Origin of the sequence: Alienimonas californiensis, assembly GCF_007743815.1 — a bacterium.
GTDB lineage: Bacteria > Planctomycetota > Planctomycetia > Planctomycetales > Planctomycetaceae > Alienimonas > Alienimonas californiensis.
In genome coordinates this window covers 1,767,851-1,789,923 of record NZ_CP036265.1, presented here as the reverse complement: position 1 = coordinate 1,789,923, position 22,073 = coordinate 1,767,851, and the positions used below count along the sequence as shown (strand labels likewise).

Below are 22,073 nucleotides of genomic sequence, written 5' to 3'. Positions count from 1 at the left end.
GCCCGCGAGCGGAGCGAGCGACAGGGGACGCCCCCGTTCGAGAGGCGGCCGACCGCCGGAGCTCGCGCTCCGGGCTGGTAAACGATGAGCCGTGGTACGCAAACGGCCTGCGGTTCTCGTGCACCGCCTGCGGGGCCTGCTGCACGGGGGCGCCGGGAGCGATCTGGGTGGACGACGAGGAGCAGGCCGCGATCGCCGAGGCCGCCGGGATCAGCCTCATGGAACTGCGATTGAAGCGCACCCGGCTGATCGGCGGCCGGGTCTCCCTGCGGGAGCGGGCGAACGGCGACTGCACCTTCCTCGACCCGAACACCCGCAAATGCACCGTCTACGCCGCCCGCCCGGTGCAGTGCCGGACCTGGCCGTTCTGGGATTCCAACCTGAACACCCCCGCGGATTGGGAGCGGACCAAAGCCGAGTGCCCCGGCGCCGGCGTCGGCCAATTAGTGAGCCTGCAAGACATCCGCCGGCAGGCCAACCAGCGATCGCTCTGACGCCCGCCCCGGTTCGCCGTCGCCGGTAGGCGGCGCGAATTCCGGTGACGTCCGCGCCCCGCCCGCCGGGTACGCTGGCGGTTCCCCGGTTCTTCGCCCACAAGCCCCCATGTCGGACCTCGCCGCCCGGTACGCCGCGCTGAGGGCCGAGGCGACCGCCCTCGCCGGGCAGCCGGCGGACATCCGCCAGCGGGCGGCGCTGCTGCACCGGATCTACCTCGACAGCGGCGGCAATCACGCCTTCGCGGAGATCGCCGCCCACGGCGCCCTCTGGGCCTACGGCTTCTTCGAGACGACGGGGACGCTCGGCCGGGTCATCTCCTACCGCTACGCCCTGAACGGCCGAGAGATGATCCGCCGGCACGCGATGCTGCAGGGCTTCGCGGACGGCTTCAAAGAGGCCAACCGCAGCGTGTTCGTCGACACCTACAGCCAGTTCTACCTCACCGCGGAACTGAACGACCCCACCGACGCCACGGTCCTCGTCGGCGGCGACCTCGTCCCGGCCATGGCGACGATCCACGAGGCGAGCCGCCGCGGCCGCCTGCTGGACGCAGACGTGCGGCGGGAGCTGTTCCAAAGCGTGCTGCGTCGGGAACAGACGGTCACGGTGGGGCCGAAGGTGGACGAGGAGTTCGCCAAGTTCGACTGCCCGATCCTGCGGGCCTGCGTGATGAAGCCGCCGGTGCGGTTCGCCTATTTTCCGCGGTGGACCTGGTTCTGGTTCCGCAATTTTCAGGACACGGAGGAGCGCGTCCGCCGGGCCCACCGCTGCTTCGACATCGCGGAGGCCGTCGGCTGGACGCGGGTGTTCGACTCGATGCAGACCTACCGCGTGCTGCCGCCGGAGTTCTTCGTCGACCCGCCGGGTTACGCCGCAGCGCTGAAGGGGCAGTTGCTGAGCGGGGCGAAGCTCGCGGCTTAGACTGCCGGCATGTCCTCGACCTCCGACCGCACGCCGGGCGTACCGCACCCGACGAACACGGTGCACTTCGCCTGCTTTGAGTGTCGGGTGAGCTTCAAGCAGCCCGGCTCGTCGAACTGGGACCCGGCCGTGCCCGAGCGGCCGTTTCCCTGCCCGAACTGCAAGGCGCCGATGCGACGGATGGGCCGTTACTTCAAGGCGCCGCCTCGCCGCGACGTGCGCGGCTGGCGGGAGACGATCCGGCTGTACCTGGGCGGCGAGCGATTCGAGACGAGTCGGCCGTCGACGTGACGACGGCGGACGACCGTTCGCCGTAACGGACGCACCTGCTTGATATTACGGCGGGGCCGCTCCTACAGTGCGAAAGGCGTCGCTCGCCGCCACGCTCAATCCCGCATCCGCCAACCCCGTCCGCCCCCGGTGACTAAAAAAGAGATCGTCAAGGCGATCGCCGACGAGCTGGGGCTGACCCAGATGGCGGTCAAGGAGGTCGTGCAGATGACCTTCGACCACATCGTGGACACGTTGGTGGACGACCGCCGCATCGAGCTGCGGAACTTCGGCGTGTTCGAGGTGAAGCGCCGGGCCGCCCGGCAGGCCCGCAACCCGAAGACGGGGGAGCCGGTCGAGGTGAAGGCCCGCTACGTCGTCGCCTTCAAACCGGGCAAGGAGATGGAGGAGCGCGTCAAACTGATGGAGCGCCGCGAGCGCGAGAAGGCCGAGGAGGCCCGACTCCGCGAACGGCACGCCCAGCAGTTCGCCCCCCCGCCGCCCGCCGGTCAGGCCCCGGCCGCCGGCCGCGGCTACGCCCAGCCCCAGAGCCCCCCGCACGCCCCGGCCCCGCCGCAGAGCGCCGACCGCCTCCCCGTGCGGCCCGACCCCCCGCCCGCCGCAACCTCCGCCGGCGACTGAGAGGGGAGAAGGCGAGCGGCGGGGCGTCAGCCCCCCGAGCGTGCGGCGCACCAAATCAAGCCGCAGCCCCGTGACGTTCGGGGCTCAAACCGACGGCGAACCGGGCGGCGAACCCGTTCGGCCGCGAAGGGAAACCGGGCTCCGCGGCCCGTAAAGGCGGAAAATCCCCGCCATCCGGCGCCCGCCGGGCAAGCGGCGTGAAGCCAACGGGCGGAGCGGCCGATTCATCCGGCATGACGGGTCGCGGCGGTCCTCCGGGCCGCCCCGGGCCCGGCCCCCACGCCCGACGCTCGGTTCGCCGAAGTCGGACGGGGGCGTGCGTCCCGACCCGGTATCCGCCCGGCCCCGCGGCCGTTTGGGAGAGAGCCCCTCATGACCACCCCCACGACGACCCGCCCCGCAAAGGATCGGCTTGTGAAGGCTCGCCGATTCCAAGCGGCCGCCGCCCTCGCCCTGCTGCTGGGCGCCGCCGCGATCCAGACCGGCTGCGTAGTCCCCATCTACGCCACCGAGCGGGACGAACGCGCCCGCCAGCTGCTGTACGTGTCGGAGAACCTCCGCCACATCACCCGCATCTGGGAACGCATCTGGTTCCTCGACCTGCCGGACACCGCCACCCCCTACCGTACCCACGGCGGGATCATCTGAGCGGGCCGGGCAGCCGACCAAACGGTTCGCGCGCCCGGTTTCCCCGTGCGTCGCCCGCTTGTGGTTTCGCGGCGCCCGAGGACTCCTCAGCGCCCGCGAAACCGCAAGCGACGTGCATCCCGCCCTCCCGGGGCCGGCGAAGCGGTCGGGGCAACGTGACGGCCTCCGGCCGCGGGCGTACACTCCGGCCGTGCCCGCCCCCGATCTCTCCGTCGCTCTCGGCCGATTGCGGCTGGCGAACCCGATTCTGGTCGCCAGCGGAACCTTCGGCTACGCCCGGGAGTTCGCCCCGCTGGTGGATCTGTCCACGCTGGGCGGCGTCGTCCCCAAGACAGTCACCCCGCTCCCGCGGATCGGCAACCCGCCGCCGCGCACCGTCGAGACCCCGGCCGGGATGCTCAACAGCATCGGCCTGGACAACGACGGCGTGGAGCACTTCTGCGCCCATCACCTGCCCTACCTGTCCGGGTTGGGGACCGCGGTGATCGCCAACGTCGCCGGCAAGAGCCCCGACGAGTTCGCCGTGATGGCCGCCCAGGTGGAGCAGGCCGGCGGTGCCGACGCGATCGAGCTGAACGTCTCCTGCCCGAACGTCAGCGGCGGGGTGGACTACGGCCGCACCCCGCAGGGCGCCGCCGCGGTGGTCTCCGCCGTGCGGGCCGCCTGCGGGCTGCCGATCCTGGCGAAGCTGACCCCCAACGTGACCGACGTCCCCAGCGTGGCCCGAGCCGCCGCCGACGCCGGGGCGGACGCCGTCACGCTGGTGAACACCTTCACCGGGCTGGCGGTGAACTGGCGCACCCGCCGCCCCGTGCTGGGCAACGGCATCGGCGGCCTGTCCGGCCCGGCGATCAAACCGCTGGCCCTGCGGGTCGTCTATCAGGTCGCGCAGGCCGTGGACGTGCCGATCGTCGGCTGCGGGGGGATTCGCACGGTGGACGACGTACTGGAGTTCCTCGTCTGCGGCGCCAGCGCCGTGCAGGTCGGGACCGCGAACTTCGCCGACCCCACCGTGTCCGGCCGCCTGGTCACCGAACTGGCCGCGGCGCTGGAGCAGGAGGGCCTCGGTTCCGTGAATGAACTGGTCGGCACGCTCGGCCCGCCGAAAACGCAGCAGGCCGCCGGCACGCCGGCGGCCCCGACGAAGGCTTAGAGAACACACGATGCGCGTCCTCTCCGGCATTCAGCCCACCGGCCGGTTCCACTGGGGGAACTACTTCGGGGCGATCCGCCAATACATCGCCCTGCAAACCGCGGCGGAGACGCCGGGCGGTCGGGCGTTTTATTTCCTCGCGGACCTGCACGCCCTGACGACGATCCGCGGGGAGCCGGAGACGCTCCGGCAGCACACCCGCGACGCCGCCCTGGACCTGCTGGCGCTGGGCCTCGACCCGAACCGGGCCACGCTGTTCCGGCAGTCCGACGTGCCGGAGGTGACGGAGCTGTTCTGGGCCCTGCTGACCGTCACCCAGATGCACCTCCTGGACAAGGGCCACAGTTATAAAGAGAAGAAGGCCCGCGGCCTGCCGGCCGACGCGGGGCTGTATACGTACCCCATTCTGCAGGCGGCCGACATCCTGCTGTACGACAGCGACACGGTCCCCGTCGGCGCCGATCAGGTGCAGCACATCGAAATCACCCGCGACCTCGCGGAGCGGTTCAATCATATCTATTCCGCGGACGTGCTCGTCCCGCCGAGGGCCTACGTACTGGACGATTCGGCGAAGGTGATCGGCCTGGACGGGGAGAAGATGAGCAAGTCCTACGGCAATACGATCGAGATTTTCGAGTCGCCCAAGAAGCTCAAGAAAAAGTGCAATTCGATCGTCACTGACAGCCTGTCGGTGGAGGACAGAAAGGAGCCGGAGGGGGACAACGTCTTCACGCTTTACAAGCTGTTCGCCACGCCGGAGCAGCGGGAGGAACTCGCCGCGAAGTACCGGGCCGGCGGGATGGGCTACGGCGAGGCGAAGAAGGCCCTGATCGACGCCGCCACGGCCTACTTCGCCCCGGCCTGGGAGCGCCGGGCCGCCTGGGAAGCCCGCCCGGACGACGTGGAGGACGTGCTCCGCACCGGCGCCGCGAAGGCCCGCGACGTCGGCGGCACCGTGCTGGACAGGGTGCGAGTCGCCTGCGGGCTGGCGGCGCGGCGATGATCGTCGGCCTCGGGACGGACATTATTGAATGCGACCGGATCGCCGCGTTGATCGAGCGGCACGGGGAGTCCTTTACGCACCGGGTCTTCACCCCGGCGGAGCGGGCGTACTGCGACAAGCATAAGAACAGCGCCCAGAACTACGCCGGGCGCTGGGCGGCCAAGGAGGCCGCGATGAAGGCCCTCGGCACCGGCTTCGTCCCGCCGGTCGGCTGGCACGACTTCGAAATCCTCCCCGAACCCAGCGGCGCCCCCGTAATGACCGTCACCGGCGGCGCCGCCGAGGTGCTGCACACCCGCGGCGGCTCCGTCGAGGGGGTGATGGTCACCATCTCCCACTGCAAGGCCTACGCGACCGCGACGGTGATCCTTCTCAGCTGACCCTGGTTCGCCGTCGCCGTTAGGCGGCGTGCACCCGGGTGAGCGGGCGCGCCGCCTCGCGGCGACGGCGAACCGGGGGGCGGGTCAGTCTTCGTCGTCGCTCTCTTCGTCGTCGGATTCGCCCTTGAGGTACTTGTCGAACCAGGCGTGGTCCCAGGCGAGCTTGGCGGCGCGGTGCTTTTTCTTCATCAGGCCGTGCGGTTCGCCGGGGTAGACGATCAGCTCGGCGGGGACGTCGAGGTAGTTATAGAGCGACCGGAACAGCGTTTTGGAGTGCTCCGGGGGGACGCGGGCGTCGGAGCCGCCGACGTGGATCAGCGTGGGGGTCTTCGTCTTGTTCAACGTGTACAGCGGGCTGCTCTCGACGTACTCCTCCGGGTTCTCCCAGGGCAGCTTGCCGCTCATGTAATTGATGACGTGGCCGGGGGTGTCCTCGACGCCCCACTGGATCACCTGATCGACGACGCCGGCGCCGCTGCTGGCGGCGGCGAAGCCGTATTCTTTTCCCTCCAGGCCGGCGGTGAAGGTCCGCGAGAGCAGGGCGTTGGTGAGGAATCCGCCGTTGCTCCAACCCATCACGCCGACCTTTTCCGGGTCGATCAGGCCGTCTTTGGCGAGGGCCTCCACGCCGGCGAGAATATCCTCCACCTCAATATCGTTCTCGCGGCCGATCAGGTCGACCATGAATTTTTCGCCGTAGCCGGTGCTGCCGCGGTAGTTGGGGGAGAGCATCGCGTAGCCCTTCGCCGCCATTAGCGCCCGGCCGTAGATGCGGAATCGCCGCAGATAGGGCTCCGAGGCGGTCGGGCCGCCGTGGATCGCCACGACCAACGGCAGCGGGCCGTCCTTCTCCTTGTTATAGCCGGGGGGCAGTTCGAGGATGCCCTCGACCGGGGCGCCGTCCGGGGCCTCCCAGCTGTAAAGCTGCACCTCGGGGAAGGCCCAGTCCTTCGTCTGGGGGTTCACGTCGGTGAGCTTCGTCAATTTCTCGCCCTCCACCCGCCAGACGTCGCCCAGTTCGGTGGGGGTGCCGGCGGAGACGATCGCGGGGCGGCCGTCCTGCAGGGCGAAGCTGAAGACGACCACGTCGCCGGGGGTGACGACCGCCTTCTTCGCCTCGCCGCTGGCCTGCGGGGTGATGTCGGAGACCTTATAAACCCGGGCGCGGCCGTGGTCCTCGCCGATGTAGGCGACGGCGTCGGAGCCGTCGACGAAGTGGGCGGAGCCGTCGTAGATCGTCACCGCGCCGTCGGTGGCGAACCGCGAGGCGGCCCAGCCGTCGCCACTTTTTTCATAGACATACAACTCGGCCGGGTAGCCGTCGAAGGCCACGGTGAAGGCGACCTTGCCGCCCTGCGAGACGGCGGGGGCGTCGATCCAGCCGTACGGGGAGGGGTGCTCCTTCCGCCAGCCGTCCTTGGTGATTGTCGTCGCCTTTTTGGAGCCGACGTCCAGCAGTTCAACGCGGCTTTCGCCCTCGTGGGTGATGAGGTTGCGGTCCGGGTCGGTGACCATCGCCACGCTTTTCCCGTCCGGGCTGACGCCGAAGCTGCGGATGTAGCGGTCCGGGGCGATCAGCTCCTCGCTGCGCCAGGTGTTCAGATCGAGCCGCATCAGCGTGCTGTATTTGACCTTGCCGTGGCCGTAGTCGAGGTCTTTATATTTGCTCCGCAGCCCGGCGAGGTCGTCCTCCACGACTTCGCGAGGGACGGTGTAGAAGATGGCGGAGCCGTCGTCGGTCACCGCCGCGGCCTCCACGCCGCCTTTAATGCGGGTGACGGCGGAGAGGTTCTTGCCGTCGACGTCGATCTTCCAGACTTGCGTGTCGCCGTCGGTCGGCGGTTCGTCGCCGCCTTTGCGGGCGGAGAGGAAATAAATCGTCCTGCCGTCCGGGGCCCACATCGGGGAGGAATCGCCGGCCGGGTCGAACGTCAGCCGCGTGCCGTTGGTGGCGGGGTCGTCGTCGTTGGGCGTGACCCAGAGGTCGGTGTTCATGTCGTCGCTGTCGTCCTCCCAGCCGGTGAGGGTGAACGCGACGAGTTTGCCGTCCGGCGAGGGCGCCACGCTGCCGACCGCCCGGATCGTGAAGTAATCGTCCGGCTCCAGTGGGTGCGGCTTGTCCTGAGCCGCCAGCGGGAGGGCGCCCGGTGTGACGCCCGACAGGGCGAGGGCCAGCAGGGCGAGAACGGGGCGGGTCATCCGGGAACTCCGACAGGAAAGGGGGCACGCCGTTGTTCGGATTCGCCCCCGAAACCGCAAGCGAGCGGGCGACGCCGGGGGAGGGGGGGCGAACTTGGGATTCCCCCCCTCTCCCTTGAGGGAGAGGGGCCGGGGGTGAGGGTGACGCACGGTTCACCCGCCCCCGCTCTCTGCGGTGAGGTGGCGCTCGAACGGAGAGCAGACGGACAGTGAACGGCGTGCGGGCATCACTGCCCCCTCACCCCCGACCCCTCTCCCCCAAAAGGGGGGCGAGGGGGGAACGGTGCCGCGGGTCTTCCCCCTTCAACCCCTCACGCCTCGAAGCGCTCCAGCACGCTGGCGGCGGCGTCGGCCTGGGCGAGGAGGACGGCGACGTCGCCGGCGCGGAGCGAATCGTCGGCGCCGGGCACCCGCACGAACTCCTCGCGGTCGATCGCGGCGACCAGCGCCCCGCGGAAGCCGGCGTCCTTCAGCGGCACGCCGATCAGTTCGCAGCCTTCCCGCACCTCCACCTCGTAGACGGCGGCCTGCTTGCCGGCGACGTCGAACCGGGCCAGCACGGCGCCGGTCTGCACCATCCCGTCCACCTGCCGGGCCATCACGCTGCGGGGACTGACGGCGACGTCGATGCCCAGCTTGCCCAGCACGTTGGCGTAGTCCGGGCGGCGGACGACGGACATGATCCGGCTGGCGCCCAGTTCGCGGGCCTCCACGCCGCAGACGATGTTGTCCTCGTCCCGGCCGGTGGCGGCGACGAACACGCCGGCCCGGTCCACGCGGGCCTCCTCCATTTCGCTGCGGCGGGTGACGTCGCCGTGCAGGACCGTCACGCCGTCCAGCTTGCCGGCCAGTTCCTCGCAGCGCTCCAGGTTGCCCTCCATCAGCACGACGCTGAAGCGGCCCTTCGAGAGCACCCGGGCGAGGTTGAAGCCGATCTCCCCGCCCCCGCCGATCACCACCAGCAGCTTCGGCGGGGCCGACTTGCGGAAGCGGCGGGCGGCGTCCTCCAACGAATCGCCGGTGCCGATGAGGGTGACGGTGTCGCCGGCGTGCGCGGCGTCCTCGCCGTTGGGGATCCGGGCGACGCCGTCGGTCACGAACACGCCGGCCAGCACGCCGGAGCCGAACTTCAAATCCTTCAGCGGCACGCCGCAGGCGGGGGCGTCGGTTTCGACGAGCACCTCCTGCACTTCCACGCCGCCGCGGACGAGGTTCTCGAGCACGAACATCCCCCGCATCCGCACGCTGCGGGCCAGCTCCAGGGCGGTGAGGCGTTCCAGCGACAGCAGCCGGTCGATGCCGAAGTGCCGGCGGTAGTCGAACGTGCTGCTGTCCAGATAGGAGGGGTTGAACACCCGGGCCACGCTGCGGCGGGCGCCCATGCTTTTGGACAGGCTGGCGCCGACGAGGTTGATCTCGTCCTTGCTGGTGACGGCCAGCACGAGGTCCGCCGACTGCACGCCGGCCTGGAACAGCGTGACGGCGTCGCAGGCGCTGCCCTTCACCGTCTGCACGTCCAGCTGTTCGCCGGCGATCTCCAGCACCTCCGGGTCCGGGTCGACCAGGCAGACGTTATGCCGGTTGCCGAGCACCTTGCAGATGCTGGTGCCCACCGTCCCGCCCCCGAGGATGACGACGTTCAAAACTGGCGCGGGATCTGGGGACGGGGGCGGAGCGGTCTGATGTTAACGAACCTCTCCCGCGCGCCTAAGCCGGAGCCCAGGCTCCGGCTTGGGCGGGGGAGTTCCGGCTTGGGCGGGACGGGCGACGCGAATCGCCGAGTTGGTGAACCGGTGTCCCGGTTTTGGCGTTCCCCGGGGGTCGGCCGGCGGTACACTCCCGCCCGCCCGGCGCTCCCCCGTCCCCCGATTCGCGTTCCGTCCCGTGCCGATGAAACCCCGCGTCTACTGTGCCGGCCCGCTGTTCAACGCCTGCGAAAAGCGGGAAATGACGCTGATCGCCGACCGGTTGGAAGCCCACGGCTACCCGGTCTACCTGCCGCACCGGGACGGGATGGAGTTCAAGAACGTCCTGCCGCTCTTGGTCCCCCGCGGCTACGAGCCGGCCGAGGCGGCGGAGTTCCTGCACAAGTCGATCTTCGCCCTGGACGTGTACCAGTTGGCGGTCGCCTGCGACGCGATGGTCTGGAACCTGAACGGCCGCGTCCCGGACGAGGGCGCCGTCAGCGAGGCCGCGATCGCCTGGACGCTGGGCAAGCCGCTGGTGGCCTACTCCGACGACGCCCGCTGCCTGATCGAGGGCCGCTTCAACCCGCTGCTGGTCGGGCTGGTGGATTTTGAACATACGGACGACCTGGACGAATTGCCCCTGCTCCTCACCGAGGCGATCGCCGACGCCGCCGCCGACGACCACACCCCCGCCGCGATCGAGGACATGCCCCGCCGCTTCCGCCAGACGGTGAAGGACGGCGAGATCATGTGGAACCTGCTCTTCGACCGCGGCGCCGCGGAGAACAACGTCCTCATCGCGGATACGGTGGAGGAGTTGTTCGCCCCCAGCCGCGAACGCGAACTGGTCTAAGCCGGAGACAAGTCTCCGGCTTGGGCGCTGCGCACGGAACAATGCCCGATTCTCTCCCCAACCTGCCCGAACTCGCCCCGCCCGGCTCGGGGGGATTGGTACGGCTGCCCGGGAGCGGGGACGTGCCGTTCACCCCGCGGGTGCGGGCGCTGGTCGATACGCCGGCGCTGCAACGACTGCGGCACGTCTCGCAATTAGGGGTCGCCTCGCGGGTCTATCCCGGGGCGACGCACACGCGGTTCGAGCACACCCTCGGCGTGTACGGCAACGCCGTGCGCTGCCTGCGGAGTTTGGCAACGGTGAATGCCTTCGCCGACGTCGCCACGGCCCACGACGCCGAGGTTTTCCTCTGCGCCGCCCTGCTGCACGACGTCGGCCACTGGCCGTTCTGTCATCCGATGGAAGACCTCAAACTCCCGAACGTGCCGGACCACGAGCACTGCGCCGCCGCCCGCTTCGCCCCCGGCACGCCTGCCGGGGCAGTATTGAGGGAGGAATGGCAGGTCGAACCGGCGGAGGTCGCCGCCTTTCTGACCGGCGACGGGGCGGACGGCGGGGGGAACGGCGGGCCGGCCCGGGCGCTGCTGCGGGGGTTACTCGACGGGCCGATCGACGTCGATAAAATGGATTATCTCGAACGCGATAGCCTGCACGCCGGCGTGCCGTACGGGCGAAACTTCGATAAAGAGCGGCTGATCGCCTCGCTCACTGTGCACCCGGAGTTCGGCGCCGGCGGCGCCCCGTCGCATCGGGGCCTCGCCCTGACGACCAAGGGCCGCACCGCCGCCGAACTGCTGGTCTTCGCCCGCTACGTGATGTTCGCGGAGGTCTATTGGCACCACACCGTCCGGGCCGCGACGGCGATGCTGCTGCGGGCGGTCTATAATCGCCGGGCCGAATTCATCACGCCCGACCTGTTCGACGCGATCGACGGCGATTTTGAACGGCGATTATTGACGGTCTGCGACGGCACCGACGACGCCCGCCTCGCCGCGGGGCTGTTCCGGCCGGGGGCGGGGGAGGGAATCTATAAACGGTTGGCGGAGTTCGGCCCGCACGAGGGGGCGGCGCTGTTCCGCCGGCTCTCCGGCCGCCCGTACGCCCAACTGGCCGCGGTCGCCGAGGCGCTCGCCGCTCTCTTAAAGAGAGCGGCTCACGTTCCCGCCGACCTCGCCCCCACGGACCTGCTGCTGGACGCCCCGCCGGCCCATCGGGAGGTGCAATTCCAGGTCGACGTGATCGGCGCCGACGGCACGGCCCGGCCGCTCGCCGACGTCTCCCCCGTCACCCGCACGCTGGCGACGGAGCAGTTTGACGAACACGTCAAACGGGTTCGACTGTATTGCCACCCCCGGCTGCGGGACGTCCTCAAGCCGCTCGACTGGCAAGCCGAACTGGCCGCCGCGGCGGACGCGGTTCTTTAATTCGTGCGGCGCCCGCACGTCCCGGAGGCAAGATCGGGTGAGCCCGGAGCGCAAGCTCCGGCCGTGCGTTTCCTCGCCGGCTGCGCCGACGGCCGGAGCTTGCGCTCCGGGCTCACAGAAGCCGCGATGCCGGGCGGCCGATCGCCGGCGGTTCAAACGCGGTCGACCGCCGCATCGGCCTCCGCCCGTTCCGCCTGGGCGGCGGGATCGGCGTCGGGATAAAGGAACGGGGCGAACAGAGCGTTCATCGTCGGCATGATGACGTAGTGCATCGCCGTGACCAGAAACGCCGTGGTGCACAGCAGTTTGAACCAGAGTTGCAGCGTGCCGTTGTCGTTCATCACCGGCCAATCCGCCGGCAGCGTGCGTTGCGTCGCCCAGTCGAGGCCGTACACCAGGCCCAGCAGCGGCGGATAAACGCCCAGCCAGGTCACGAGAATGCGTTTCCAGCCCGGCGGCGACGGGGATGAAGCGGGGTCGGCCATCGGCGAACGATTGGAAGGGGAAGGAGTCGACGGGGGGTGTGGGGGAGGGAGCATAGGAGCGCCGACGCGGTAGGCTGCGGCGGTTTTCCCCCATCCGGCGAGCATCCGTGTCGTTTCCCACGCCCCTCGTCGTCGCCCTGCTGTTCGCTCTCGGCCCGGCCGGGGGGCCGCCGGGACCGGCGGAGATTCAGGTCGTCGACGCCGCGACCGGCCGCGGCGTGCCGCTGGTCGAGTTGGAAACGACCCACGGCGTGCGGCTGGTCACCGACAACGCCGGCCGGGCCGCCTTCGCCGAGCCGGAGTTGTTCGGAACCGAGGTCTGGCTGAGCGTCCGCGGCCACGGCTACGGGGTGAAGGCCGACGGGTTCGGCTACCGGGGCGTCCGCGTCACGCCGGCCCCCGGGGCGCCGGTTGTGATCCAGGTGGACTGCGAGTTTCCGGCCGAACGGATCGGCCGCCTGACCGGCGCCGGCCGCTGGCGCGACAGCGCCCTGCTGGGACACGATACGCCGCCGGACTTGAACGGCCGCGTCGCCGGGCAGGACAGCGTGCAGCCGGTGATTTATCAGGACCGCGCGTACTGGTTCTGGGGCGACACCTCCCGGCTGAGCTACCCCCTGGGCCTGTTCCGCATGGCCGCGGCGACCACCCCGATTCCCGCCGGCCTGACGGCGGACGACGACGTCCTGGAGGCCCTGCGATACAACTACCTGACGGGGCCGGACGGCTTCGTCCGGGCGGCGATCCCGCTGCCGGACCGGCCGGAGGGGGTTGTCTGGATCGACGGGCTGTGCGTCGTCCCGGACGAGCGGGGGGAGGAGCGATTAATTTGCCATTACTCCCGCCGGGAGGGGTTGGCGAAGGAACTGGACCACGGCGTCGCGGTTTGGGACGACGAGGCGGCGGAGTTTCAATCCGTCTCCACGCTGCTGACCTCGGAAACGTGGCGGCACCCGAAGACGCACCCGATCCGGTATGAAGCGGACGGCCGCGAGTGGCTGCTGTTCGGCGCCCCCACGCCGAACGTCCGCGTACCGGCGACGCTGGCCGCCGTGCTCGACCCGGCTCAATACGAAGCCTTCGCCCCGACGGAGGAGGAGGGCGCGCCGGTCTGGCGCTGGCAGACGGACGAACCGCCGAGCGACTCCAAAGCGGAGCGGGAGCGGCTCGACGCCGGCCGCCTCGCCCCCGCCGACGCCCGCTTCCTCCCGGCCGACGCCGCAGACCCGACCCGCCGCGTGCAACTGCACAGCGGCACGGTGCGGTGGAACGAACACCAAAAGAAATGGGTCCTGATCGCCGGGCAGATCGGGGGAACGTCCCACCTGGGCGAAGTCTGGTACGCCGAGGCCGACGCCCCGACCGGCCCCTTCAAAACCGCCGTGAAGATCGCCTCCCACGAGCGGCAGACGTTTTATAACGTCTGCCAGCACCCCGTCCTCGACGCCGACGGCAGCCGCGTGATTCACTTCGAGGGCACCTTCACCCGCGACTTCTCCGGCAATCCGGAGAAGGTCCCGCGGTACGAATATAACCAGTTGCTCTATCGCCTCGATCTGGACGCCGCGGCGCTGCGGGCGGCTCAGGATTGATCTGTCTCCCCTCTCCCTCGAGGGAGAGGGGCCGGGGGTGAGGGTGACGCACGGTTCGCCCGCCTCCGCTCTTTGCCGTGCGGCGGCGGTCGGACGGAGAGCAGCCGGACGGTGAAAGGCGTGCGGGAATCACTGCCCCCTCACCCCCGACCCCTCTCCCCCAAAAGGGGGCGAGGGGGGACGAATCAGCGATACCTCAGAAGGTTCGCCGTACTCTTCTCCCCTCTCCCTTGAGGGCGAAGGGAGACCGGCGAACCGCGTTCGCCGTGCGACCGGGGCGGGTCAAAACGGCGACCCGTCCGCGTCGCTGACTTCGCGGGGGATCATCCAGCAGGAGTCGTGCGGTTGCAGGCCGACGTGCGAGTAATACTCCCGGGCCTTGGGGGCGGCGAGCAGAATGAGCGTCGTGCCCCGGCCGGCGGCCTCGTGGGTGCGGCGGAGCAGTTCCTTCCCGATCCCCCGACGCTGGAACGCGGCGTCCACCGCGAGGTCCGCCAGATAGGTGCAGCGGGCGTAGTCCGTCAGGGCCCGGGCCACGCCCGCCAGACGGCCGTCCACGCGGGCCGTCAGCACGACGTCCGCGTTCCGCAGCATATCCTCCATCACCAGCCGATCGTCCACCGGGCGACGCTCCGCCAGCGTGGAGCGCCGCAGCACGTCCACGAACTCCTCCACGGACAGCTCCGGCTCCAATTGATAAACCACGCCGGCCGTTAGTTCACCGGTCGCGGGTTCGGCCGTGCCAGACTCGGTCGTCATCAGCTTTCCCGAATAAAATGCTGGGCGAAGCTGCGGACTTCCTTGCCGTTGAGCACGTGCACGGTCCGCAGGCGTTCGATCGTCGCCGAGCCCATCCGACTCAGCGGGACGTGCACGAGCTTCTTTTGATATTTGCGGGCCAGCCGGCGGAAGCCGGCGCCGGGGGGGGCCTCGCTGAGCACGGCGATGTGCTTTTCTTCGGCGTACAGGCAGGCGCCGGCCAGCAGGCGTTCCTCTAGGGTGTCGCAGAAGTCCAGCCGCCGGTCCCGCCACAGGTCGATCACCGGCCGCGGGGGGAATAAAAACAGGCAGCCGCCGTAGGTCGCCCGGGCGATGCCGGGGCCGATGAGGTCGTCCTTCCAATCGCTGGCGAACAGGGCCAGCGTGGATTCGTCCGCGTGCTCCGCGTGCCAGGTGATCCGCCAGGGGTAGTCCCGCGGGTCGGCGGGGCTGTCGAACAGCATCACGACGCTGTCAATTCCCCCCCGCACCGGCGGCAGGTTCTTGACGTATAAGTCGCCGGTGTGCCAGTTACGGAGCGTCTCCCGGATATCGAGCCCGTCCCGCAGGCTGGTGGTGAACTTCTCGCTGCGGGCCAGATCGGAGCCGATCAGCTTCAGCGCCACGTCTTTGATGTGAGTGCGGAAGCTCTCAATCTTGCGATCCTCGGGGGGATAGCTGCACTGACGGAAGGGATTCCAGCGCTGCTTCCAGTGCTGTTTGTCGATCTCCGGCGGGCGGCGGTTCAGGTCGATCGTCCGCCAGGTCGTCGGCGGGCCGGGCAGGCGGTTGACGGCCTGGCAGATCTCCCCGTCGGGCAGTTGCACGCGGCTGGGGCCGAACTTCATCGTGCGGAACGCCGGCTCCTCGGAGAGAACCCCCGGCCGCGGACTATAATCCCGGGCGGCCTCCATCAGATGCACGGCGAAGGCGTCCCCGAAGATCTGCTTCGCCGCCACGGCCAGCGTATAGAGGTCCGGGGTGAGGCGCCGCTCGATCAGGCTGAGGTTCCGCACGTAGCGGAAATAGGTCGACATCAACTTCGGCGTGACCGGCCGGGCCCGCTTCTGATGCTCGGCGACGTAGCGGTCCCTCGCGTCCAACAACAACGCCTTCACGCCGTCGACGGACAGCGTTTCGTCCGGGTCCAGCTCCGCCCGGGCGCGTTCGTACAGCGCCGTGATAAACGGCAGTTCCCCCAGACAGAAGGCCAGCGTGCGGGGGGCGACGGAATACACGTCCGGCTCCTCGACGAGGGCGTCCTCCCGCGGGTCGGCGACTTCGAGGTACGCCTCCCGCACCCACGGCCATTCCGCGAAGGGGACGGGGAAGAAAATGCGGTCGTAAACACGTTCCAGTTGCCGCAGGCGGCCGGCCATGTGCTTGCAGCGCTCGGCGAACTGCCCGGTCGGGCGGGGCAGGGCGGGCAGCACCGCGGCGGCGTAGCGGGCCGCGGAGGTCCGTTTGAGGGCGTACGGGTCCGGCGCCGGCAGGGCGAAGGGTTCGTAGCGGTCCGTTTCCAGATCGACGAAGGCCCGGGCCAGATGCTCCCCGACGGCCCCCCGCACCGCGGCGACGATCGGCTGGCAGGGGTCCACCGGCACGAAGGAGACGCGGCTTTCGTCCTCCCGATCGTCCCCCCCGGCCTCGGGCGAAAAGGCGCCCGGCTCGGTCAGGTGGGACCAGTCCTTCGGCTCCTCCTGCACCACCGCGGTGACGGCCGGCAGATGCTGCACGGCGGCTTCGAGCCCCGCCCGGAAGCTCGGCGGCAGCGGCACGGCGAGGCAGTCGAAGGCGTTCTCGGTTCCGCCCTTCGTCCCCGGCACCCCGGCCAGCAGGGCCTGCCGGACGGCGACCGCGAAGTCCCCGCTGCCGTTGACGACCGGGAACGCCGTGATCTTCGGGCTCAGCCGGAACACCCCGGCGGGGTCGGCCTGTGCGTCGTCGGCGGGGGCGTCCGGCTGGCTCATGCCCGGATCGTACCGCCGCCGCCCGCTCAAGGTCAGCGGCGGCGGAGGAAGAGCGGGGGAAGGCGAGCGGTGGGCGTCAGCCCTCCGTGTCCTCGGGAGTTGGCGAATACACGGGGGGCTGACGCCCACCGCTCGCCTGTTATTTGCCGTAACCGTCCAGCAGGGCGGCGAGTTCCTTCGCGGTTCCCGCGTGCTGCGGGTCGGCGGCGAGGTTGCGGTCTTCGTCGGGGTCGGCGGAGTGGTCGTAGAGTTCGGTCGAGCCGTCGCCCCAGCGGGTGAACCGCCAGCGTGCGTTGCGGACGCTGTAGCCCATCCCGCCGTATTTGCGGTTCCGTTGGGTCTGGGTGAAGGCCGGGCGGTCCCAGTCGGCGGCCGGGTTCTTCAGCAGGGGAACCAGCGAGACGCCCTCCAACCGCTCCGGCGCCTGGTCGCCCAACCCGGCGAGGTCGGCCAGCGTGGGATACAGGTCGACGAACTCCACCGGCCGCTCGCAGGTTCCGCCGGCGCCGGCGCCTGTATCCGTCACGCCGGGGGCGGCGATCGTCATCGGGGCCCGGGCGGCTCGTTCGTAGAGGCTCTGCTTTTTAAATAGGCCTTTCTCGCCGAGGTGATAGCCGTGATCGCTCCAGAAGACGACGATCGTGTTCTCCGTCTGCCCCGCTTCGTCGAGGGCGTCCAGCAGGCGGCCGACGTTGGCGTCGAGGAAGGTGACGGAGGCGTAATAGGCCCGCTTGCTGTCGTCGGCCTGCTCCTTCGTCACGCCGTACCAGGGGTACGGTTTGATATTCGAGACCGCCGCGTCCGGCACGCCGGCAGGCTGCCCGTCGAAGGGCGGGACCGTCACGGAGCCCTGCGGATAGGGCTCGAAGTGGGCCTTCGGGGCGACGTAGGGGCAGTGCGGGCGGAAGAAACCGGCGGCGATAAAGAACGGCTTGCCCGGGTTCTTGTTGAGGTGTTCCGTCATCAACGCCTCCGCCCCGACGGCGACGAGGCCGTCGGTTTGCTCCAGGTCCGTGCCGGCGGCTTCCAGGACGCTCAGGCTGCTGCCGAGGCCGCGTTTGGGCGTGTAATTGACGATGAGCCCCTCCTCCGCTTTATCGCGGCCGGCGGGGTTGATCACGCGGTTCCAGCTTTCCGGGTCGTCCAGCGAATCAGTGCCGATGTCCCCCGGGTTGCCGTAATGATAAATCTTGCCCACCCGGGCGGTGAAATAGCCGTTCTTCTTAAAGAGCTGGGGCAGGGTGACGACGTCCGGGACCGCCTCGCGGATCGGCGTGCCGTTGCCGTAGATGCCGGTCGTGTCCGGCCGCAGGCCGGACAGCATGCTGCTGCGCGAGGGGTTGCACAGGGGATACTGGCAGTAGGCCCGCTCGAAGGTGACGGAGCGTTCTCGCAGGCGATCGAGGTTCGGGGTGACCACGCCGGGTTCGTCCAGGCAACTGGTCAGGTCGTCGGCGCAGATCAGCAGCACGTTGGGCCGCTCCGGCGGCGAGCCGGGGGCGTCAGCCCCCGGTGCAGACGCGGCGAGCAGCAGCGGGGCGAGGGCGGCCGTCAGCCGCGGGAGGAAGGCGTGCAACGACATCACGACGCTCGGCGAGGCGGGGAACGATCCCGCCAACGTACGCCGATGCGTTGGCCGCTTCACCCGTTGCCGGGACGACCGGCGGTTCCGCGGGATGGGGCGAACCGGCCCGAAGCCGCGTCGACCTGAGCGTCCGACAGCCGTTTGCGCGGGCGTCGACCGCTTGCGGTTTCGCGGCGCCCGAACGGTCCTGTGCGCCGCGAAACCGCAAGCGACGATCGCCGCGGAACGCAGCGTAAGACCTTCACCGGTCCAAACTACCGGCCGCGGATGGCGGTGACCTTCAGGCCGAAGCGTTCGCCCACCTTGACCGCCTCGCCGATCGCGTGCTTGCGGTTGGCGACGTACAGGTCCAGCGGGGCGGCGCAGTCTTTGTCGAAGCTCAGCAGGGCGCCGGGGACGAGATTGCGGATCGTCGCCAGCGGGACGCGTTTTTCCGCCAGACGGACCGTCACCGGCACCGGGAGTCGGGCCAGGCGGGCGGGGAGCGGTGCGGACATATCCCCCCTCCCATCGGCACGCGGCCCCGCCGGGGTTGAACCGGGCGCCGCCGCTCCCCCGCGGCCGGCGGGCCGGCGGGCAGACGAACGGCCGGTCGGCCCGTACACTGGGATTCGCCGCCGCTTCGCCGCGGCTCCGTTCCGCCCGCCCCGCCGCCTCGCATGGATTTCAGCCTGCCCGACGACCCGCGGGGCTTTTTGAAGCTCTGGGGAGCGGTGCGCGTGGTCCGCAAGACGCCGTTTCACCTGTTCACCTTCGGGGAGACGGCGCTGCCGTACAAACTGGCGCTGGAACCGAAGATCCGCGGCGACGCCGTCGGGGTGGTCGAGGGCGAAATCACCGTCGCCCGGCCGACGATCATCACCCCCGGCAACGCCGGCCCGGAGTTCCGCGGCTTCTTCTCCGACCTGTCTTCCGACGAACAGGGCGACGACGGCCCCTCCTTCGACCCCGGCCACGGCTACGACGACGGCTATCCGAACAGCCCCGGCGGAGGCAGCCCCGGCGGCAACCCGTGGGCCGGGGCGATGGGCGAGGGGGAGGACGGCGAAGAGGTCGTCCGGTTCCTGATGAGCCGCGGCGTGAAGTTCGGCAACCTGAAGATCGGCCACCGCCGGCTGAAGCGCGGCGTCGTCGCCCGCAGCCCGGAGCGCGTCGTCGAACAGCTTCAGGAGGAGATCCTCGACGAGGACGACCGCACCGGAATCCTCCTCGCCCCCCACGGGCTGGGCGGCGTCGCGTTGGTCCGGTACGCCGCGGAGTGCATCATGGAAAGCGCCCCCGGCAACATTGGCGAGCTCCGCGAACGCGGGTTCCTGCCGTGAACGATTCCTCCGCGGACAACTCCTCCGCCGCCCGGCTCACGGCGATCGAGTCGTTGCTCACGCATCTCCAGCATGAACTGGGGCAGATGCACAGCGTCCTGCTGGCCCACACGGCGGAATTGCGGGAACTGGATCGGCGGATCGAGAAGTTCGAGGGCAAGCTCGAACGGATGGACGAGGAGCCCGAAGACAACGACCCCCGCGCCCACAAGCCGCCGCACTACTGAGCCGCCCAGGGAGAACGACGCGTGCCGGCGCCGTTGGAGACCGCCCGCCTGCATCTGTTGCCGTTCGAACCGGACGACGCGCCGCGGCTGATCGCCCTGGACGCCGACCCGGAGGTGGTGAAGTACGTCTTCGTCGGCCCGTTCCAGCCGCCCCCGCCGGAGCGGTATGAAGCGGAGATGCTGCCGCGGTTCCTGGCCCACGCCGACGATCCGGCGCTCGGGTTCTGGCGGGTGCATCCGAAGGACGACCGCGGGGCGCCCGGTCCGTTCGCCGGGTGGGTCCTGTTCCGTCCCGTCGGGGAGGCGAGTTGGTTCGAGCGCGCCGCGGAACTGAACCTCGACCCGGCCATGCCGGAACTGGGCTACCGCTTCGCCCGAGCCCATTGGGGCCGGGGTTTCGCCACGGAGGCGGCCCAAGCCGTCAGCGCCGGCCGCGGCCCGGTCGCGGCGATCCGGCAGGCGGCGAACGTCGGCAGCGGCCGGGTGCTGGAGAAGTGCGGCCTGCCGTTCGTCCGCACCTTCCAACTGGCCGGCGTGCCGGGCGAATCGGCGCTGCACCGGCGCACCGCCTGACCGCCGTCAGACGTCGTGCGGGTCCCGATCGGGCGAATGGGTGACGTCCGGGGGCGGCACGGGGATGTCGCGGTCGTCGGGCGGATGCTCGCCGGGGCCGGCGCCGCCTTGGGCCATCGACCATTTGAGCAGCGGCGGGGTGATCACGGTGGTCACGATGACCATGAACACGATCGCGCTGAAGGTCGTGTCGTCCACGACGGAGACCGCCATGCCCAGGTCGTCGTCCCAACGCTCCAGCGTGGAGCCGACCGCCGCGAAGATCAGGCCGACCTCGCCGCGGGGCACCATGCCGATGCCCACGGCGACCTTGTTCACGCCCTTCTCCACGGCGGCGAAGGAGCAGACCATCTTGCCGAGGATCGCCAGCCCGGTGAGCGTCAGCGCCATCACCCAGAAGCGGCCGCCGGCGAACTCCTCCACGTCCACCCGCATCCCCATCAGCACGAAGAAGATCGGCACGAACAGGGCCGTCAGCGGGCGGATCGCGTCCTCTAATTCGTGCACGTCCTCCCGTTCGCCCAGCTCTTTATATTGGGCCTGTTCGAGAATCAGACCGGCGGCGAAGGCCCCGACGATCGTCGCCAGCCCGATCGAGTCCGCCAGATAGCTGAACCCGAAGCAGATCAGCAGGGCGGTGACGACCAGCAGCCCGCGACCGCGGAGCTTGCTGGCCATCTTGAACAGGAACCGCGGGAACTGGAACGCCCCCAGCAGCAACGCCCCGCCCAAAAACGCCGCCGCCAGCCCGACGATCGAGGCCACGTCGTACCAGAACGGGTCGTCGCCGCCATCCAGCAACTCCGCCCCGGGCAGCTTGCGGGCCAGGCTGGCGGCGATGGCCCCCTGGACCACGGCCAGCACGATCAGGCCCAGCACGTCGTCGATGACGGCGGCGCCGAGGATGATCTGGCTTTCCTTATCCCGGTGGCGGTTCATGTCCCGCAGCACGCGGGCGGTGATGCCCACGCTGGTGGCGCAGAGCGTCGCGCCGATGAACGCCGGCTGCTGCCATTCGCCGGGCTCGGGGAAGAAGAACGCCTTGGAGATCACGAACCCCAGCAGGATCGGGGCGACCACGCCGGCGATCGCCACGAACAGGCTCGTCCAGCCGACCCGCAACATCTCCCGCACGGTGCATTCCAGGCCGACTTCGAACAGCAACAGGATCACGCCGATCTCCGCCAGCAGGGCCAGCGAGGCGCCGACGTCGCTGGCCAGCGAGCTGCTGAACTCGTCCGCTTCCGGCGGCTGGAGGAAGTCCAGCCAGTGCAGTTCCGTCCCGAAGATCAGGTCGGAGATCAGCACGAGGTTGCCCAGCAGGATGCCCAGCGCCAGCTCGCCCACGACGCTGGGGATGCCCAGCCGCTCGAAGAAGTCGCCGCTGATCTTCGCCCCGAACAGGATCACCACGATCGCCGCCAGCAGCGGGGCCACGATGCTGCCGTGCGCGGAGTGCTCCGCGTGCTTCTCCCCGGACCCGCCGTGATCCGCGTCCCCGGCGTGCTCGCCGTCGGCGTGGTCCTCGCCGGCGTGCTCGCCGGCGGCGTGGTCCGCCTCGTCGGTCGCGGCGACGGGCGCCTCCTCGACGGGTTTGTCCTGCCCGTCCTCTTGCAGCCCGTCCTCTTGGAAGGCGGCGGCGGCGAGGGGGGCGGGGGCAGCGTCGGCGGGGCCGTTTGCGGAGAGCCAGCCGCCGGCCAGCAGCACGGCGCCCACCAGCCACGCGGACCGCGGCCACGGTCCCCGAGACCGGCGCTCGAACAGCGCCCGGGACAGAACCCCCGCGGCGCCGGTGCGGCGATCGGGAACGGGGCGGGGCGTCGGCATTGGGCGCAGAGGTGGGATTCCGGGCGGCGGATAGTGCGGAATCGCTGCGACCGT

22 protein-coding genes are annotated in these 22,073 nt (G+C 70.1%); 14 read left to right on the top strand and 8 right to left on the bottom strand.

Features of this window, described 5'->3' with window-relative positions; all coding sequences use genetic code 11:
- Window positions 1-167 precede the first annotated feature (167 nt).
- The 8 genes from CA12_RS22750 to acpS all read left to right on the top strand — a co-directional run bounded on the left by CA12_RS22750 (window position 168) and on the right by acpS (window position 5,515).
- Window positions 168-494 (top strand): YkgJ family cysteine cluster protein, encoded by a 327-nt coding sequence (locus CA12_RS22750; RefSeq protein WP_242688148.1) that lies wholly within the window; start codon window positions 168-170, stop codon window positions 492-494.
- Window positions 495-603: 109 nt separating this feature from the next.
- Window positions 604-1,419, top strand: coding sequence for a hypothetical protein (locus tag CA12_RS06855; protein WP_145358113.1), 816 nt, complete (start codon window positions 604-606; stop codon window positions 1,417-1,419).
- A 9-nt stretch (window positions 1,420-1,428) separates the two neighbouring features.
- Window positions 1,429-1,710, top strand: coding sequence for a hypothetical protein (locus CA12_RS06850; RefSeq protein WP_145358112.1), 282 nt, complete (start codon window positions 1,429-1,431; stop codon window positions 1,708-1,710).
- Window positions 1,711-1,839: 129 nt separating this feature from the next.
- Complete coding sequence (locus tag CA12_RS22440) at window positions 1,840-2,331, top strand: HU family DNA-binding protein (RefSeq protein WP_207622167.1); 492 nt, start codon at window positions 1,840-1,842, stop codon at window positions 2,329-2,331.
- 414 nt (window positions 2,332-2,745) lie between these two features.
- Entirely contained in the window at window positions 2,746-2,979 is a 234-nt protein-coding gene (locus CA12_RS06840) for a hypothetical protein (protein WP_207622166.1), read from the top strand.
- 190 nt (window positions 2,980-3,169) lie between these two features.
- Entirely contained in the window at window positions 3,170-4,132 is a 963-nt protein-coding gene (locus CA12_RS06835) for a dihydroorotate dehydrogenase (RefSeq protein WP_145358111.1), read from the top strand.
- 10 nt (window positions 4,133-4,142) lie between these two features.
- Window positions 4,143-5,135 carry a tryptophan--tRNA ligase gene (gene trpS / locus CA12_RS06830; RefSeq protein ID WP_145358110.1) on the top strand — a complete coding sequence of 331 codons (993 nt, stop codon included), beginning with the start codon at window positions 4,143-4,145 and terminating at the stop codon, window positions 5,133-5,135.
- Window positions 5,132-5,515, top strand: coding sequence for a holo-ACP synthase (acpS, locus tag CA12_RS06825; protein ID WP_145358109.1), 384 nt, complete (start codon window positions 5,132-5,134; stop codon window positions 5,513-5,515). Before trpS ends, acpS begins: the two co-directional genes overlap by 4 nt.
- An 84-nt stretch (window positions 5,516-5,599) precedes the next feature.
- Here the strand turns inward: acpS and CA12_RS06820 are convergent, their stop codons facing one another.
- Both CA12_RS06820 and trkA read right to left on the bottom strand, forming a co-directional pair.
- On the bottom strand, window positions 5,600-7,714 hold the full coding sequence (locus tag CA12_RS06820; protein WP_145358108.1) for a S9 family peptidase: 2,115 nt from the start codon (window positions 7,712-7,714) through the stop codon (window positions 5,600-5,602).
- Window positions 7,715-8,025: 311 nt separating this feature from the next.
- Window positions 8,026-9,357, bottom strand: coding sequence for a Trk system potassium transporter TrkA (trkA, locus tag CA12_RS06815; RefSeq protein WP_145358107.1), 1,332 nt, complete (start codon window positions 9,355-9,357; stop codon window positions 8,026-8,028).
- Between the two features lie 247 nt (window positions 9,358-9,604).
- Here trkA and CA12_RS06810 point away from each other — a divergent pair, with 247 nt between their 5' ends.
- Both CA12_RS06810 and CA12_RS06805 read left to right on the top strand, forming a co-directional pair.
- Window positions 9,605-10,255 (top strand): nucleoside 2-deoxyribosyltransferase, encoded by a 651-nt coding sequence (locus CA12_RS06810; RefSeq protein WP_242688147.1) that lies wholly within the window; start codon window positions 9,605-9,607, stop codon window positions 10,253-10,255.
- A gap of 41 nt (window positions 10,256-10,296) precedes the next feature.
- The gene (locus CA12_RS06805; protein WP_145358105.1) at window positions 10,297-11,679 is read left to right on the top strand and encodes an HD domain-containing protein; all 1,383 of its coding nucleotides are present in this window, start codon (window positions 10,297-10,299) and stop codon (window positions 11,677-11,679) included.
- Between the two features lie 152 nt (window positions 11,680-11,831).
- On the opposite strand, the gene CA12_RS06800 is transcribed toward CA12_RS06805, so the two are convergent.
- Window positions 11,832-12,164 (bottom strand): hypothetical protein, encoded by a 333-nt coding sequence (locus CA12_RS06800; protein WP_145358104.1) that lies wholly within the window; start codon window positions 12,162-12,164, stop codon window positions 11,832-11,834.
- Between the two features lie 107 nt (window positions 12,165-12,271).
- Here CA12_RS06800 and CA12_RS06795 point away from each other — a divergent pair, with 107 nt between their 5' ends.
- On the top strand, window positions 12,272-13,756 hold the full coding sequence (locus tag CA12_RS06795) for a hypothetical protein (protein ID WP_145358103.1): 1,485 nt from the start codon (window positions 12,272-12,274) through the stop codon (window positions 13,754-13,756).
- A gap of 282 nt (window positions 13,757-14,038) precedes the next feature.
- On the opposite strand, the gene CA12_RS06790 is transcribed toward CA12_RS06795, so the two are convergent.
- The 4 genes from CA12_RS06790 to CA12_RS06775 form a co-directional block, all read right to left on the bottom strand.
- On the bottom strand, window positions 14,039-14,515 hold the full coding sequence (locus CA12_RS06790) for a GNAT family N-acetyltransferase (protein ID WP_145358102.1): 477 nt from the start codon (window positions 14,513-14,515) through the stop codon (window positions 14,039-14,041).
- Window positions 14,515-16,485: a hypothetical protein gene (locus CA12_RS06785; protein ID WP_145358101.1), complete on the bottom strand. Its 1,971-nt coding sequence runs from the start codon at window positions 16,483-16,485 to the stop codon at window positions 14,515-14,517. Before CA12_RS06785 ends, CA12_RS06790 begins: the two co-directional genes overlap by 1 nt.
- A 139-nt stretch (window positions 16,486-16,624) precedes the next feature.
- Window positions 16,625-18,067 carry a sulfatase gene (locus CA12_RS06780; protein ID WP_145358100.1) on the bottom strand — a complete coding sequence of 481 codons (1,443 nt, stop codon included), beginning with the start codon at window positions 18,065-18,067 and terminating at the stop codon, window positions 16,625-16,627.
- 257 nt (window positions 18,068-18,324) lie between these two features.
- Window positions 18,325-18,567 (bottom strand): FliM/FliN family flagellar motor switch protein, encoded by a 243-nt coding sequence (locus CA12_RS06775; RefSeq protein WP_145358099.1) that lies wholly within the window; start codon window positions 18,565-18,567, stop codon window positions 18,325-18,327.
- 162 nt (window positions 18,568-18,729) lie between these two features.
- Between CA12_RS06775 and CA12_RS06770 the strand changes: the two genes are divergently transcribed.
- Genes CA12_RS06770 through CA12_RS06760 form a run of 3 tightly spaced genes read left to right on the top strand, consistent with a single transcriptional unit; the run spans window position 18,730 to window position 20,192 of the window.
- Window positions 18,730-19,392, top strand: coding sequence for a hypothetical protein (locus tag CA12_RS06770; protein ID WP_145358098.1), 663 nt, complete (start codon window positions 18,730-18,732; stop codon window positions 19,390-19,392).
- Window positions 19,389-19,619: a SlyX family protein gene (locus CA12_RS06765; RefSeq protein WP_165700598.1), complete on the top strand. Its 231-nt coding sequence runs from the start codon at window positions 19,389-19,391 to the stop codon at window positions 19,617-19,619. The genes CA12_RS06770 and CA12_RS06765 overlap by 4 nt, the downstream gene beginning before the upstream one ends.
- Window positions 19,620-19,640: 21 nt before the next feature.
- The gene (locus CA12_RS06760; RefSeq protein WP_145358096.1) at window positions 19,641-20,192 is read left to right on the top strand and encodes a GNAT family N-acetyltransferase; all 552 of its coding nucleotides are present in this window, start codon (window positions 19,641-19,643) and stop codon (window positions 20,190-20,192) included.
- 6 nt (window positions 20,193-20,198) lie between these two features.
- On the opposite strand, the gene CA12_RS06755 is transcribed toward CA12_RS06760, so the two are convergent.
- Window positions 20,199-22,019, bottom strand: a complete 1,821-nt coding sequence (locus tag CA12_RS06755; RefSeq protein ID WP_207622165.1) for a cation:proton antiporter — start codon at window positions 22,017-22,019, stop codon at window positions 20,199-20,201.
- Window positions 22,020-22,073 lie beyond the last annotated feature (54 nt).

What these genes read in the sequence shown, in the direction of transcription:
- CA12_RS06855 (WP_145358113.1), top strand. Translation starts at nt 604, where the DNA reads ATGTCGGACCTCGCCGCCCGGTACGCCGCGCTGAGGGCCGAGGCGACC.
- CA12_RS06850 (WP_145358112.1), top strand. Translation starts at nt 1,429, where the DNA reads ATGTCCTCGACCTCCGACCGCACGCCGGGCGTACCGCACCCGACGAAC.
- trpS (WP_145358110.1), top strand. Translation starts at nt 4,143, where the DNA reads ATGCGCGTCCTCTCCGGCATTCAGCCCACCGGCCGGTTCCACTGGGGG.
- acpS (WP_145358109.1), top strand. Translation starts at nt 5,132, where the DNA reads ATGATCGTCGGCCTCGGGACGGACATTATTGAATGCGACCGGATCGCC.
- CA12_RS06820 (WP_145358108.1), bottom strand. Translation starts at nt 7,714, where the DNA reads ATGACCCGCCCCGTTCTCGCCCTGCTGGCCCTCGCCCTGTCGGGCGTC.
- CA12_RS06810 (WP_242688147.1), top strand. Translation starts at nt 9,605, where the DNA reads ATGAAACCCCGCGTCTACTGTGCCGGCCCGCTGTTCAACGCCTGCGAA.
- CA12_RS06805 (WP_145358105.1), top strand. Translation starts at nt 10,297, where the DNA reads ATGCCCGATTCTCTCCCCAACCTGCCCGAACTCGCCCCGCCCGGCTCG.
- CA12_RS06800 (WP_145358104.1), bottom strand. Translation starts at nt 12,164, where the DNA reads ATGGCCGACCCCGCTTCATCCCCGTCGCCGCCGGGCTGGAAACGCATT.
- CA12_RS06790 (WP_145358102.1), bottom strand. Translation starts at nt 14,515, where the DNA reads ATGACGACCGAGTCTGGCACGGCCGAACCCGCGACCGGTGAACTAACG.
- CA12_RS06785 (WP_145358101.1), bottom strand. Translation starts at nt 16,485, where the DNA reads ATGAGCCAGCCGGACGCCCCCGCCGACGACGCACAGGCCGACCCCGCC.
- CA12_RS06780 (WP_145358100.1), bottom strand. Translation starts at nt 18,067, where the DNA reads ATGTCGTTGCACGCCTTCCTCCCGCGGCTGACGGCCGCCCTCGCCCCG.
- CA12_RS06775 (WP_145358099.1), bottom strand. Translation starts at nt 18,567, where the DNA reads ATGTCCGCACCGCTCCCCGCCCGCCTGGCCCGACTCCCGGTGCCGGTG.
- CA12_RS06770 (WP_145358098.1), top strand. Translation starts at nt 18,730, where the DNA reads ATGGATTTCAGCCTGCCCGACGACCCGCGGGGCTTTTTGAAGCTCTGG.
- CA12_RS06755 (WP_207622165.1), bottom strand. Translation starts at nt 22,019, where the DNA reads ATGCCGACGCCCCGCCCCGTTCCCGATCGCCGCACCGGCGCCGCGGGG.